Genomic DNA, 13,112 nt, shown 5'->3' with positions numbered 1-13,112 from the left:
TCTCCAACGGCATCGCCGTATAAATTTCACCTTGCGGTCTGTGACTATTCTAACATCCAGCCGCACTTACACTTCGACATTCATCACAGTTAATGAAAACTGCGTACAAATTTGCATTACTGTAATGAGATGAACTTCAAATTTTACTGCTGTCGCTGCTGATTAAAGCAGCGATACCCGGTGTGGGATCAAAAGTCCCCCCGGGATGACTTCCTACAATTCGGTCATCATCCGCAGAACCATAAAGGAAGCGAATATGTCCCACGCCAGCCCTCACGCACTGCAACAACGTTGCCAGCAAATTGTGACAAGCCCGGTATTGACCCCCGAGCAAAAACGTCATTTTCTGGCGCTGGAAGCGGAGAACCATCTTCCCTACCCCGCGCTGCCTCAGGCCGCTCGCACCGCGCTGGAAGAGGGATTTATCTGCGACATGTTCGAAGGCCATGCGCCTTATAAACCGCGCTATGTTCTGCCTGATTACGCCAGATTCCTCGCCAACGGCTCGGCATGGCTGGAACTGGAAGGGGCAAAGGATCTGGATGACGCGCTCTCACTGCTGACCATCCTGTACCACCATGTTCCTTCTGTCACATCGATGCCGGTCTTCCTCGGTCATCTTGATGCATTACTGCAACCGTATGTTAATATTCTAACACAAGAAGAAATCGATAGCCGAATAAAACGTTTCTGGCGCTATCTCGACAGAACGCTTCCGGATGCGTTTATGCATGCCAATATTGGTCCGGCGGACACGCCCGTTACCCGCGCGATTTTACGCGCTGATGCAGAGCTGAAGCAGGTCGCACCGAATCTGACCTTTATTTATGATCCCGATATCACGCCAGACTCGCTGCTGCTCAGGGTGGCCGAAAACCTCTGTGAATGCAGCAAACCCCATATTTCTAACGGCCCGGTGAATGATAAAATTTTCACAAAAAGCCGTTATGGTATCGTGAGTTGTTACAACTCCCTGCCGCTGGCAGGCGGTGGCAGCACGCTGGTGCGCCTGAACCTGAAGGCCATTGCCGAACACAGCGACTCGCCCGAAGACTTTTTTAGCCGTACGTTGCCCCACTACTGCCAGCAGCAACTGGCCGTCATCAATGCCCGCTGCGAGTTCCTGTATCAAAAATCCGGCTTCTTTGAGAATAGCTTCCTCGTCAAAGAGGGGCTGATTGATCCCGACCGCTTTGTGCCGATGTTCGGCATGTATGGCCTGGCCGAAGCGGTGAACGTGCTGTGTGAGAAAGCGGGTTCACCGGGCCGTTACGGTAAAGACGACCAGGCCAACGCGCTGGGGTATCGGATCAGCGAACAGCTCGCGGCGTTTGTTGAAAGCACACCGGTAAAATACGGCTGGAAACAGCGTGCGATGCTGCATGCCCAGTCCGGAATAAGCTCTGATATCGGTACGACGCCGGGCGCGCGGTTGCCTTACGGGGAGGAGCCGGACCCGATTAGCCACCTGCTGAGCGTGGCGCCACACCACAAGCACTATCACGCCGGGATTAGCGACATCCTGACGCTGGACGAGACGGTCAAACGCAACCCGCAGGCCGTGGTGCAACTGTGTCTGGGTGCGTTCAACGCGGGAATGCGGGAGTTCACCGCCAACGTGGCCGGTAACGATCTGGTACGCGTGACCGGATATATGGTGCGGTTGTCCGACCTGGAGAAATACCGTGAAACAGGGTCACGCACTAACACCACCTGGCTTGGAGAAGAAGCCGCCCGACACACCCGCATCCTGGAGCGCCAGCCACGCGTGATAAGCCATGAACAGCAGATGCGCTTTAGTTAGTCAGGTGATCCCCTTCTCCTGCGTGGACGGGCCGGGCAGCCGCCTGGCTCTGTTTCTCCAGGGGTGCAACCTGCGCTGCAAAACCTGCCACAATCCGTGGACCATCGGACGCTGCAACGACTGCGGCGACTGCGTACCCCACTGTCCGCACGATGCGCTGAACATACAGGCCGGGCGGGTCTGGTGGCAGGAGAGTCAGTGTCAGCAGTGTGATACCTGCCTGCAGTTGTGCCAGCAGCAGGCAACGCCAATGGCGCACCGTTTTAGCGTCGACGAGATCCTCACTCAGCTCTCTAAATCCGCACCCTTTATTGAAGGTATTACCGTGAGCGGCGGTGAAGCGACAACGCAGCTACCGTTCCTGGTGGCGCTCTTCACGGCGATCAAAGCCGATCCCGCCCTGCAACACCTGACGTGCCTGGTGGACAGCAACGGTCTGTTAGGGGAAACCGGCTGGCAAAAACTGCTGCCGGTATTCGACGGGGCAATGGTGGATTTGAAGGCCTGGGGGAACGAACACCATCGCTTCCTGACCGGACGCGAAAATCCGCAGATTAAGCACAGTATCCGCTGGCTGGCACACCACCAGCGGCTGGCGGAACTGCGATTACTGGTGATCCCGGAGCAGTGTGATTATCTGGAGCATCTCAAAGCACTGACGGCGTTTATCCACGCGTTGGGCAATGTCCCGGTACGCATTAACGCCTTTCATGCTCACGGCGTTTACGGTGAGGCGGCGTCCTGGCGCAGCGCCACGCCAGAAGATATTGAGCCGCTGGCGCGGGCGCTGGAACAACAGCAGATTGTGGTAATCCGACCGGCGCTTTATCTATAGCGTGATACCAAATACCGCGCGGGTATTCTCCAGCAGGGCATGCGCAATCACCTCTTCCGGCTCCTCGCGCAACTCACAGAGCGTGTCAAAGACCCGAGCGGCCTGCTCCGGGCGATTTGGCTGCCCCTGAAAACCGCTGAGCGGCATATCCGGTGCGTCGGTTTCCAGTAATAATGCTTCGAGCGGCAGCTGCGCCATCACATCGCGGGTTTTACTGGCGCGTGGATAGGTGATGGTACCCCCGACGCCAATTTTATAGCCCAGCGCAATAAAGCGCTGCGCCTGCTGCAGGCTCCCTGAAAAACCGTGCACAACGCCCCTTCGCGGAAGATCGATACGCTTCAGATGCATTGCCAGTTTGTCATGGGTTCGACGGGAGTGAAGGATCACCGGCAGATCGTGGCGCTTCGCCAGACGCAGCTGCGCATCAAGGATCGTCTGCTGGCGCGCAAACTGCGGATCGTCGCGATAGAGATCGAGGCCGATCTCACCGATGGCGACAAGTTTGTCGCCAGCCGTCTGCACAATGGCGTCCAGCGCGTCGATATGCTCATCAAGATGGTGTTCAATCACAATGGGATGCAGGCCGAGCGCGGCGTACAGCGCCTGGTGTCGCCTTGAGAGATCCAGTACCCGCTCAAAGTATGCCGCTTCAACCGCCGGCACAATTATCGCCTCTACGCCGGCTTGTGCAGCTCGCGTGATGCTTTGCTCTTCATCCCCCGTAAACGGTGGAAAATCAAAATGACAGTGGGTATCGATAAACCGGTACGTCACGCCAGATCCTCATTATCTAACAATGCGTCATTCGCCTGCGGAGCATCCACCAGTGGCATCGCCAGCGCATCATTCGCCACCACTGCCGGTGGGGTAATAATGGCTTTATGACGATGTATAGGCGGTTGTTCAGCCAGCAGTTTGCCTATTGTCGCCAGGAAGTAACGCCCGCACAGGCGCCCCGTTTTGTAATCGGTACGCAGCGCAGGAACGCGGCTGCCCAGCGCCATGCTGACCAGCGGTTTGGGCGGGTAAATTTCAAATATACGCAGCTTACCCGGCGGTTTTTCAATAAAGCGCTGCATGGCGCCGTAGGTCGTTTCATGCTGCTTCGCGATATTGACCAGATGTTGCAGGCTGCTGTCGCCTAACCAGCGCTCCATGCGTTTAAACCACTGCGGGGTATAGTACATTTGCGACGGGACGGTGCGGATCACCACAATGGTGTTTGCCCCGCGTCGCGCAGCTTCCTGTACCGGCACCGCGTCACTGATGCCGCCGTCCAGATAGCTGATGCCGTCCAGCAGCGCGCCGGAACGATAGAAACCGGGAATGGCGCTGGAGGCGCGAATGATATCCAGCCAGTTCTCTTTTTGAGGAGAGAAATACCCCGGCGTGTAGTCATCACCACGGCTGGCGCACATCCAGAACTCTTTTCCGCTGTCGAACAGGCGCGCCGCCGTATCCATTGCCAGCGGCATCTGGCTTGAGGTCGAATCCAGCAGCCAGTCGAGGTCAATCAAATTCCCGCCGCGCACAAAGCGCACCGGGTTGAAAAATTCTTTCGCCGTGGTGTAGCGCATGATCACTTTTCGCGCGTAGCCGGGCTGGTTACAGACATAAGCAGAGAGGTTTTGCGCCCCGGCAGAGGTCCCGAAGTACAGGTCAAACGGGTTGAATTGCGCGCGCATAAACTCGTCCAGCACACCGGCCGTAAAAATGCCGCGCTGTCCGCCACCTTCACACACCAGCGCAAGCGGGCCTGCGCGAAACGGCTTTAACGCCAGCGGCGCAATATTGCCGAGCGTAACGGGAATTCGTTGCCCCACCTCTGCTTTCCTGTTTTCATTTTTCTGTTATGACACAGTAGCGCACCCGACCAGCGACTGAAACAAGAAAAAGCCAGTCACGAGGACTGGCTTTTTTTTGTTGAAGGAATATTGCGTTTGCTACGGACGTCGACGACCCGTAAACAGGCTGACCAGGAACAGAATAATACCCACGACAAAGACAATTTTTGCTGCCCATGCCGCTGTACCTGCCAGACCACCAAAGCCCAATGCGGCGGCAATTAACGCGATAACCAGAAATATAATGCCCCAACGAAACATAAGCTTCTCCTTTACCATAGTTAATGTCGGCCGCTAAATGTGAGCGCGCTCAGGTCACTCACCGGCGATTTTCCAGAGTCATTTTTATTTCGCCCGCTGACGTTAGCCAGACGGGCGAATAGTGCAGATTTACTTCGTTTTCAGATCGTTTTTAACGCTTTTAACACCATCGATCGCTTTCGCGATGGACTCGGCGCGCTCACTTTGCGCCTGAGAATCGACCGTACCGGAAAGCTGAACCACGCCATCGGTGGTTTCCACTTTCACTTTACGAGATGGCACGATGTCATCTGCTAAAAGTTTAGCTTTGATTTCGCTGGTGGTGGCTGCATCTCCGGCATACCCTTTCACCGACGCGTTTTTGCTGTCCCGAACGTGCAGTTTGTCGCTCACGGACGCTACACCTTCAACACCCTTCGCCACTTTTACCGCCTGTTCGGCCTGGGCCTGGCTTTCTACAAAACCACTCAGGGTGACAACTTTCTTGTCAGTTTTAACGGAAATATCGGTGCTCTTGATAGCTTCATCATCCACCAGTGCGGCTTTCACTTTTGCTGTGATTGAGCTGTCATCCATGAAATTACCGACTTTATTCATAGAGCTATCGATTTTTTGCCCTGCGGTATCGGCGGTGGACTGCGCTTTATCCATAGTGCTGGTTTCAGCCAGAGCAGAACCACTTACCAGGATGCTACCCAGTGTCACAGCCAGCAGAGTTTTAGAAATCTTCAGTCTTGTCATATTCATCGATGTATTCCTGTGTATACCCGTCATTCGGGCGACATACTTCCCTAATTGCTAGTTTTATATATTGCGAATGAACACACGGGCAAAATGGAGAACCCAAAGTCATGCATTGAACAGTTAATTCATCCACGCCCGGTGTTAAACACTGAGTTAAATATAGATCACTCTCACAGTGCCGCTTTCAGATTTGGGTAAAAAACGAGCAAAAGACGCGAAATAATGTTGAATTAAGAACATTCCGCAAGAGATTAATAAGACAGGAAATAAAGAAGAGCACGGCGATTGCCGTGCTCTGAGAGGGGATCAGTGTTCGCGCGTTTTGCGGAACTGGACATCAGGATAACGTTCCTGAGTCAGGTTCAGGTTTACCATGGTTGGAGCGATATACGTCAGGTTATCACCGCCATCCAGTGCCAGCTGCACTTCGTTCTTACGTTTAAATTCTTCGAATTTCTTCACGTCAGAACACTCTACCCAGCGCGCGGTCGCCACGTTAACCGATTCATAGATCGCTTCCACGTTGTACTCGCTCTTCAGACGCGCAACGACCACGTCGAACTGCAGCACACCGACAGCGCCTACGATCAGATCGTTGTTAGCGATTGGGCGGAACACCTGGACTGCGCCCTCTTCGGAAAGCTGAACCAGCCCTTTCAGCAGCTGTTTCTGTTTCAGCGGATCGCGCAGGCGAATACGACGGAACAGTTCCGGTGCGAAGTTCGGAATACCGGTGAACTTCATCATTTCACCCTGGGTGAAGGTATCGCCGATCTGAATCGTACCGTGGTTGTGCAGACCGATGATGTCGCCCGGATAGGCTTCTTCAACGTGCGAACGGTCGCCCGCCATAAAGGTCAGCGCGTCGGAGATCACCACATCTTTACCGATACGTACCTGACGCAGCTTCATGCCCTTTTCATACTTACCGGACACCACGCGCATAAAGGCGACGCGGTCACGGTGTTTCGGGTCCATGTTGGCCTGAATTTTAAAGACGAAACCGGTGAACTTCTCTTCTTTCGCTTCCACTTCACGGGTGTCAGTTTTACGTGACATCGGTTGTGGCGCCCACTCCACCAGGCCATCAAGCATATGGTCAACGCCGAAGTTACCCAGCGCGGTACCAAAGAAGACCGGGGTGATTTCACCGCTCAGGAACAGCTCTCTGTCGAATTCGTGAGATGCACCTTGAACCAGCTCCAGCTCGTCACGCAGCTGCGCGGCCAGCTCTTCACCCACAGCCGCATCCAGCTCCGGGTTATCCAGACCTTTTACGATACGGACTTCCTGAATGGTATGGCCTTTGCCGGTCTGGTAAAGATAGGTTTCGTCTTTATAAAGGTGATAGACACCCTTGAACAGCTTGCCGCAGCCAATGGGCCAGGTGATAGGCGCACAGGCAATTTTCAGCTCGTTTTCCACTTCATCCATCAGCTCCATCGGGTCGCGGATGTCACGGTCGAGTTTGTTCATAAAGGTGAGGATCGGCGTATCACGCAGACGGGTAACTTCCATCAGCTTACGGGTACGATCTTCTACCCCTTTCGCGGCGTCGATGACCATCAGACAGCAGTCCACCGCCGTCAGCGTACGGTAGGTATCTTCCGAGAAGTCTTCGTGCCCTGGGGTATCCAGCAGGTTGACCAGGCAATCATGATACGGGAACTGCATCACGGAGGTGGTAATGGAAATACCACGCTGCTTTTCCATCTCCATCCAGTCAGATTTTGCATGCTGGTTGGAACCACGGCCTTTTACGGTACCCGCAGTCTGAATCGCCTGTCCGAACAGCAACACCTTCTCGGTGATGGTCGTTTTACCGGCATCCGGGTGAGAGATAATGGCAAAAGTACGGCGCCTGGCCACCTCTTGCAGATAAGGAGACAACGTCATAATGAAATCTTCTATATAAGCGCGGCGTCAGGCCGCGCATCATGGGATACGAAAAATGCGGCTATTTTACCCATCAATGGGGGGCAGGCAATCATTGTTTACACAGGAGCTGCTCCAGTTCGTTCAATGACGTGACGGTCCAGGTCGGCTGGATACCTTCCGGCAACGTGCGACCGTGTGCATTCAGCCAGACGGTCGACAGGCCGGCGTTCATCCCGCCACGAATATCCGACTCCGCGGTGTCCCCGACCATCAGCACTCGTTCACGATCGGGATTGCCCGCTTGTTCCAGCGCATAATCAAAAATACGCGGATCCGGCTTAGGTACGCCCACCTCTTCAGAGATCACCAGCGCGTCAAAATGATCGCGCAGGCCCGTACGCTCAAGGCGGATCTGCTGCAGGGCGGTAAACCCGTTGGTAATAATGCCCAGCTTCGCCTTGCCCTTCAGGGCGTCCAGCAGGGAAACCGCGCCCTGCAACGGCGCGCAGATATCCGCCATAGCATTAAGGAAGGCATCGTTAAGCGCACCCGGGCTGACGTTTAACCGCTCGGCCCAGACATCAAAGCGCTGGTGCTGCAGCTGTAACGCGGTGATGGCACCGTTCTGGTAATCCACCCACAGCGGTTTGTTTACCGCCTGATAGTCCTGAAAGTCTTCAGCGGTGAAGGTAACGCTATAATCGAGAAACATCCGCTGTAGGCCGCCAAACGAGTCAAACGTAAACAGCGTTTCGTCGGCATCAAAGAAAATCCAGTCCCATTTCATCGTTACAACCTTATTTTAGTTATCCAAGCGGCAGAGCCATTATGATGGCGTCTTCACGTCCCTCTGCGGTGGGGTAGTAGTTACGGCGGATAGTCGCCTCGTTAAAGCCTAAGCTTTCATAGAGTGCGATGGCGGCGACATTCGACGCGCGCACCTCCAGCCACAGGGTGAAAACGTCACGGGTTTCGAGCTCGCGAATGAGATACTCAAGCAGTTCTCTTCCCAGCCCCCGGCGCTGATACGCGGGATCAACCGCGATATTAAACAGCGTCGCTTCGTCCAGAACGACCTGCGTGATGGCAAAAGCGGCCATCGTGCCGTCGACGTCCAGACGGTAATTCAGATACCGCTCGCCCTGATTGCTGGCGAGGGTTTTTTCGCTCCATGGAAAAGCATGGGCGCGCGTTTCAATCGCGTACGCCGCGGTCAGATCAGGCGTCGTGAGGGAAGAAATCGTGTTCATATTCGCAGATTTGTTGCCATAGCGCGCTGCGCGCTTTTGGGTTGGCTTTCAGTTCGTCCAGCGCTGGCGAGCAGATCTGGCTCCCTTCCAGGGAGACCTCATCGATGTCTCCCATACGCCAGCTGTTGCAGCGGCTGTCGGATGGCAGCATGGTGACCCTGTCTGGCGTAAGCTGTAAAACCTGTTCAGTGGTCAGCTCCAGGCTACGAAGGACATCACCAATAAGGGGTTCATTCAGGGCAGGCAGTTCCTCCGCCACCATCACCAGCCGGACGTGCGCAGGGATGGAGATGGCGATTTCGCCCTGCAACGCCGTCGGGCGACGCAAGGCCCACTGGGTGATGCCCAGTTGCTGCAACTGCCAGTCTCGTCGGGATGTCATAGGGAAAACTCCTGTCTCTCAGGCGCGCAAATATAGCAAATGTGTCGAAACTGCGCCATCTACCTACTATAATCCCCGCCTGAGTTAATTGAGGAACAATTCATGTCTGCATTTACCCCGGCAAGTGAAGTCTTGCTGCGTCACAGTGATGATTTCGAAGAAAGCCGTATTCTGTTTGCCGGAGATATGCAGGATGACCTGCCCGCACGTTTCGACTGTGCTGAAAGCCGTGCCCACACCCAATACTACCACCACTGGCAGGTACTGAGCCGCCAGATGGACGACCGCGCGCGCTTTAGCCTGGTCGCTGAACAGAGCGACATCGCCGACTGCGACACGCTCATCTACTACTGGCCGAAGAACAAGCCAGAAGCCCAGTTCCAGCTGATGAACCTGCTTTCTCTGCTGCCCGTTGGCTGCGATATTTTTGTGGTCGGTGAGAACCGCAGCGGCGTTCGTAGCGCAGAACAGATGCTGGAAGGCTATGCGCAGCTGAATAAAATCGACAGCGCCCGTCGCTGTGGCTTGTATCACGGCCGTCTGGAAAAACAGGCGACCTTTGATGCTGAGAAATTCTGGGATGAGTATCAGCTTGACGGTCTGACCATTAAAACTCTGCCAGGCGTCTTCAGCCGCGACGGTCTGGACGTGGGCAGCCAGCTGCTGCTCTCCACCCTGACGCCGCATACGAAAGGCAAAGTGCTGGACGTCGGCTGTGGCGCGGGTGTACTGGCGACCGTACTGGCGAGCCATTCGCCAAAAGTGCGCTTAACCCTGTGCGATGTGAGCGCCCCGGCGGTTGAAGCAAGCCGCGCAACGCTTGCTGCAAACGGCCTGGAAGGCGACGTGTTTGCCAGCAACGTCTTCTCTGATGTGAATGGCCGTTTCGACATGATCATCTCCAACCCGCCATTCCACGATGGTATGGAAACCAGCCTTGAAGCGGCGCAAACGCTGATCCGTGGTGCAGTACGTCATCTGAACAGCGGGGGTGAACTGCGTATCGTGGCTAACGCCTTCTTGCCGTACCCGAAAGTGCTGGATGAAACCTTTGGCTTCCATGAAGTCATCGCCCAGACGGGTCGCTTTAAGGTTTACCGCACCGTGATGACGCGTCAGGCTAAGAAGTAATCCTCCTTATCTGGCAGGCCGGATACGCGTAACCGCTATCCGGCAAAACCGGGCGCTACCATCGGCCATTTTTGCAGCAATCAAAACAGCGTGCGCATTTTTCTGTTGACGTAAAGCTGAAAACATCTAGAATGCGCCTCCGTGGTTACGATACTTTTACAGTGTCGATGGTATGCGAAGGTGGCGGAATTGGTAGACGCGCTAGCTTCAGGTGTTAGTGTCCTTACGGACGTGGGGGTTCAAGTCCCCCCCCTCGCACCATAAATCACGTTGATATTGCTCGCACTGGGCGAAGGTGGCGGAATTGGTAGACGCGCTAGCTTCAGGTGTTAGTGTTCTTACGGACGTGGGGGTTCAAGTCCCCCCCCTCGCACCAACGAGGCGATATCAAAAAAGTAAGATGACTGTGCGAAGGTGGCGGAATTGGTAGACGCGCTAGCTTCAGGTGTTAGTGTCCTTACGGACGTGGGGGTTCAAGTCCCCCCCCTCGCACCAATTATCTTACATCCTTTCTGACGTTCTTCTCGCTTTCCGCTTATTTCAAACTCATCAGTATCACCAGAATTCCACTGACCAGTGCTACGCATGACGGCAGTAACACAAAGTGGCGCAGCTGTTTATGCCAGATCATCCCTGACGTCACTAACAGTCCTGACACAATGAGCGCTTTCCAAACATCAATGGAGAGATCGGCAAACATCAGACCGCCAAGAATCGCCCCCGGCAGTAACACTCCCCAACCACTTCCCAGCGCCCTGTTCAACATGGTTCGCCCTCTCACACTGATAATGATAACCAATATCATATGATATCAGTTATCATTTGTCAGCACGATTAATCAAAAACTATCCCCCTTTACCTTTCCTGTAATGACAGGAAATGCCTAAGGTGATAAATTGCTCACCTGTTAACTAGACCTAAAGTTTTTCTGATAATTACTCTTTGAGTTTTTTGCATCTTTCATTGCGAAACAACACCTATTTACCTGTTTTAATTAAATATTAATAAAAACGCACTACTATGACATCACAATCCTGGCGGTCTTTGGTCCACAGTAAATATCAATTATCGTTACGTTTATTTTTATTTCTGAACGCGACCTCAGCTGTGTTCTCGGTAACAAACCCGCTCTATTCTATTCGCCTGTTATCAGTCCCCCTGATTTCTATTTTTGTTATCAGCACCGGGCTGCTCGTCTGGCACTGGAAAAAGAGAACCCGCAAGGTAAATATTCCTGCCGTTTCAGCGATCTTCGGTATTTTATGGGCGTGGCAGGTGGCCTCGAAATTTTCGTTAATTACCCACGATCAGGCGACCTATTTGATCATGGCATTATTAACGGTACTGTTTATTGGTACGCTGGCCTTCGCCAGTAATATCAAAGCATTTACGCTGCACTCCTTCCCCACCTTTATTGTCTGCCTGTGGTTAAGTAATCATGATATATGGCTGAGAATGACCTATTCTTTCGCACTTCCTGTGGTAGCAATTGCGATTCATAACATTTTGCAAAGACGTAATGACCGCTTCGCGCAGGAACTGCTCTCCCGTTTGCTGGAGGAGCGTGAGACCCTCACCGATCTGAGCATGATGGACCCGCTTACCGGCCTTTATAACCGTCGCGGACTGCAAAGCCGGCTGGAGAATCTTCCGGCAGTGGAGAACGGCGAGCACTTTGTCCTGCTGATGGATATTGACCACTTTAAAGCCTACAACGACCACTACGGCCATATGATGGGCGACCAGGCGCTGATCCGTGTCTCTGCTGCCATCCGTGATGCCGTGCGTTCACGCGATATTGTGGCGCGCTTCGGCGGGGAAGAATTTATGGTTCTGCTGACCAATATTTCTCTCGAGCATGCCCGCCAGACGGCAGAGCGGATCCGCCAGAAAGTCTACGATTTAAAAATCCCGCATATGTTCAATGAAAGCGTGGCGACAAACGTCACCATCAGCATTGGAATTGCCATTTTTGAGGATGAAGACGCCGAAGGCGCACTGGAGAAAGCGGACAAAGCCCTCTACGAAGCAAAGCATATGGGGCGCAATAACATCCTGCTGAGCGAAGAGCTTCAGACCGCGTAAGCGCGGCGTCATATAACGCGGACAAAAGTCTTGCCATCGGTATGAGCAATAGTTAGGATTGGCAATCATTATCATTTAGATTTGTATCTCTACTATGGCCACTCATACCGCACAAATCGTTGAACCCCTTCTCTGGAGAGCCCGCCTCCCCACCGGGAATGTTTCGCTTGCGGATGCCATCAGGGATAAGATCGCTAAAACCCGCGCCCACCTGCTGGACTTTATCAGGCTGGATGAAGCGCACCCGCACCACGCCATGACGCTGGAAGAGTGGCGACAGCCGTCGACACTGCAGTCGTTGCTGGCAACCTATTCCGACCATATCTATCGCAATCAACCGACCCTTACGCGGGAAAATAAACCCCTGCTCTCCCTCTGGGCGCAGTGGTATATCGGGCTGATGGTGCCCCCACTCATGCTGGCGCTGCTCACACAAAAGGGCATGCTGGAACTCTCCCCTGAATATTTTCATGTCGAGTTCCACGAGACCGGCCGTGCGGCCTGTTTCTGGATTGATCTCCACGAAGACCAGAACGCAGAGCACCTCTCTGCTCAGGAACGTATGGAGCAACTCATTACTCGCGCCCTGATCCCGGTAGTGGATGCGCTGGAAGAGACGGGGGAAATCAACGGGAAGCTTATCTGGAGCAATACCGGGTATTTAATCCACTGGTATTTGACGGAAATGAAACCTCTGCTCGGTGATGAGAAGGTCGAGGCCCTGCGCCAGTCCTGTTTCTTTGCAAAACAGCTTTCCGATGGTCGCGATAACCCGTTATTCCGCACCGTGGTCCTTCGTGACGGGCTTCTGGTTCGTCGCACCTGCTGCCAGCGTTATCGCCTGCCGGACGTTCAGCAGTGTGGAGATTGTACGCTCAAGTAAGGTCAGGTGTTG

General features: G+C 54.0%; 14 protein-coding genes and 3 tRNA genes. 8 read left to right on the top strand and 9 right to left on the bottom strand.

Going from position 1 to position 13,112, the window contains the following annotated elements:
• Positions 1 to 256 precede the first annotated feature (256 nt).
• Both BH714_RS17845 and BH714_RS17840 read left to right on the top strand, forming a co-directional pair.
• Complete coding sequence (locus tag BH714_RS17845; protein ID WP_040018574.1) at positions 257 to 1,804, top strand: YjjI family glycine radical enzyme; 1,548 nt, start codon at positions 257 to 259, stop codon at positions 1,802 to 1,804.
• The gene (locus BH714_RS17840) at positions 1,779 to 2,639 is read left to right on the top strand and encodes a YjjW family glycine radical enzyme activase (RefSeq protein WP_020885284.1); all 861 of its coding nucleotides are present in this window, start codon (positions 1,779 to 1,781) and stop codon (positions 2,637 to 2,639) included. Before BH714_RS17845 ends, BH714_RS17840 begins: the two co-directional genes overlap by 26 nt.
• Here BH714_RS17840 and BH714_RS17835 read toward each other — a convergent pair.
• The 8 genes from BH714_RS17835 to BH714_RS17800 all read right to left on the bottom strand — a co-directional run bounded on the left by BH714_RS17835 (position 2,634) and on the right by BH714_RS17800 (position 9,001).
• Positions 2,634 to 3,416: a TatD family hydrolase gene (locus tag BH714_RS17835; protein ID WP_040018573.1), complete on the bottom strand. Its 783-nt coding sequence runs from the start codon at positions 3,414 to 3,416 to the stop codon at positions 2,634 to 2,636. The two genes, BH714_RS17840 and BH714_RS17835, sit on opposite strands and share 6 nt — an antisense overlap.
• Entirely contained in the window at positions 3,413 to 4,465 is a 1,053-nt protein-coding gene (locus BH714_RS17830) for a patatin-like phospholipase family protein (RefSeq protein WP_020885286.1), read from the bottom strand. Before BH714_RS17830 ends, BH714_RS17835 begins: the two co-directional genes overlap by 4 nt.
• Positions 4,466 to 4,585: 120 nt before the next feature.
• Complete coding sequence (locus tag BH714_RS17825; RefSeq protein WP_003856556.1) at positions 4,586 to 4,747, bottom strand: DUF1328 domain-containing protein; 162 nt, start codon at positions 4,745 to 4,747, stop codon at positions 4,586 to 4,588.
• A gap of 129 nt (positions 4,748 to 4,876) precedes the next feature.
• Complete coding sequence (gene osmY / locus BH714_RS17820) at positions 4,877 to 5,494, bottom strand: molecular chaperone OsmY (RefSeq protein WP_020885287.1); 618 nt, start codon at positions 5,492 to 5,494, stop codon at positions 4,877 to 4,879.
• A gap of 303 nt (positions 5,495 to 5,797) precedes the next feature.
• The gene (prfC, locus tag BH714_RS17815; protein ID WP_014168520.1) at positions 5,798 to 7,387 is read right to left on the bottom strand and encodes a peptide chain release factor 3; all 1,590 of its coding nucleotides are present in this window, start codon (positions 7,385 to 7,387) and stop codon (positions 5,798 to 5,800) included.
• 91 nt (positions 7,388 to 7,478) lie between these two features.
• On the bottom strand, positions 7,479 to 8,156 hold the full coding sequence (gene yjjG, locus BH714_RS17810) for a pyrimidine 5'-nucleotidase (RefSeq protein ID WP_040018572.1): 678 nt from the start codon (positions 8,154 to 8,156) through the stop codon (positions 7,479 to 7,481).
• 19 nt (positions 8,157 to 8,175) lie between these two features.
• The gene (rimI, locus tag BH714_RS17805; protein ID WP_014168518.1) at positions 8,176 to 8,619 is read right to left on the bottom strand and encodes a ribosomal protein S18-alanine N-acetyltransferase; all 444 of its coding nucleotides are present in this window, start codon (positions 8,617 to 8,619) and stop codon (positions 8,176 to 8,178) included.
• Complete coding sequence (locus BH714_RS17800) at positions 8,588 to 9,001, bottom strand: DNA polymerase III subunit psi (protein ID WP_040018571.1); 414 nt, start codon at positions 8,999 to 9,001, stop codon at positions 8,588 to 8,590. Before BH714_RS17800 ends, rimI begins: the two co-directional genes overlap by 32 nt.
• A 102-nt stretch (positions 9,002 to 9,103) precedes the next feature.
• Here BH714_RS17800 and rsmC point away from each other — a divergent pair, with 102 nt between their 5' ends.
• The 4 genes from rsmC (at position 9,104) to BH714_RS17780 (ending at position 10,627) form a co-directional block, all read left to right on the top strand.
• Entirely contained in the window at positions 9,104 to 10,132 is a 1,029-nt protein-coding gene (rsmC, locus tag BH714_RS17795; protein WP_014168516.1) for a 16S rRNA (guanine(1207)-N(2))-methyltransferase RsmC, read from the top strand.
• A 174-nt stretch (positions 10,133 to 10,306) separates the two neighbouring features.
• Positions 10,307 to 10,393, top strand: a tRNA-Leu gene (locus tag BH714_RS17790).
• Between the two features lie 28 nt (positions 10,394 to 10,421).
• Positions 10,422 to 10,508: transfer RNA gene (locus BH714_RS17785), tRNA-Leu, on the top strand.
• Positions 10,509 to 10,540: 32 nt separating this feature from the next.
• Positions 10,541 to 10,627 (top strand) — tRNA-Leu (locus BH714_RS17780).
• A 40-nt stretch (positions 10,628 to 10,667) separates the two neighbouring features.
• On the opposite strand, the gene BH714_RS17775 is transcribed toward BH714_RS17780, so the two are convergent.
• Positions 10,668 to 10,937, bottom strand: coding sequence for a DUF1435 domain-containing protein (locus BH714_RS17775; protein ID WP_062777987.1), 270 nt, complete (start codon positions 10,935 to 10,937; stop codon positions 10,668 to 10,670).
• Between the two features lie 215 nt (positions 10,938 to 11,152).
• Here BH714_RS17775 and BH714_RS17770 point away from each other — a divergent pair, with 215 nt between their 5' ends.
• Together BH714_RS17770 and fhuF are read left to right on the top strand one after the other, a co-directional pair.
• Positions 11,153 to 12,217, top strand: a complete 1,065-nt coding sequence (locus tag BH714_RS17770) for a GGDEF domain-containing protein (RefSeq protein ID WP_025205608.1) — start codon at positions 11,153 to 11,155, stop codon at positions 12,215 to 12,217.
• 94 nt (positions 12,218 to 12,311) lie between these two features.
• Positions 12,312 to 13,100, top strand: coding sequence for a siderophore-iron reductase FhuF (fhuF, locus tag BH714_RS17765; RefSeq protein WP_020885292.1), 789 nt, complete (start codon positions 12,312 to 12,314; stop codon positions 13,098 to 13,100).
• Positions 13,101 to 13,112: the final 12 nt, after the last annotated feature.

It is taken from the genome of Enterobacter ludwigii (assembly GCF_001750725.1).
Classification (GTDB): domain Bacteria; phylum Pseudomonadota; class Gammaproteobacteria; order Enterobacterales; family Enterobacteriaceae; genus Enterobacter; species Enterobacter ludwigii.
This window is presented reverse-complemented; position numbering and strand designations above follow the sequence as displayed.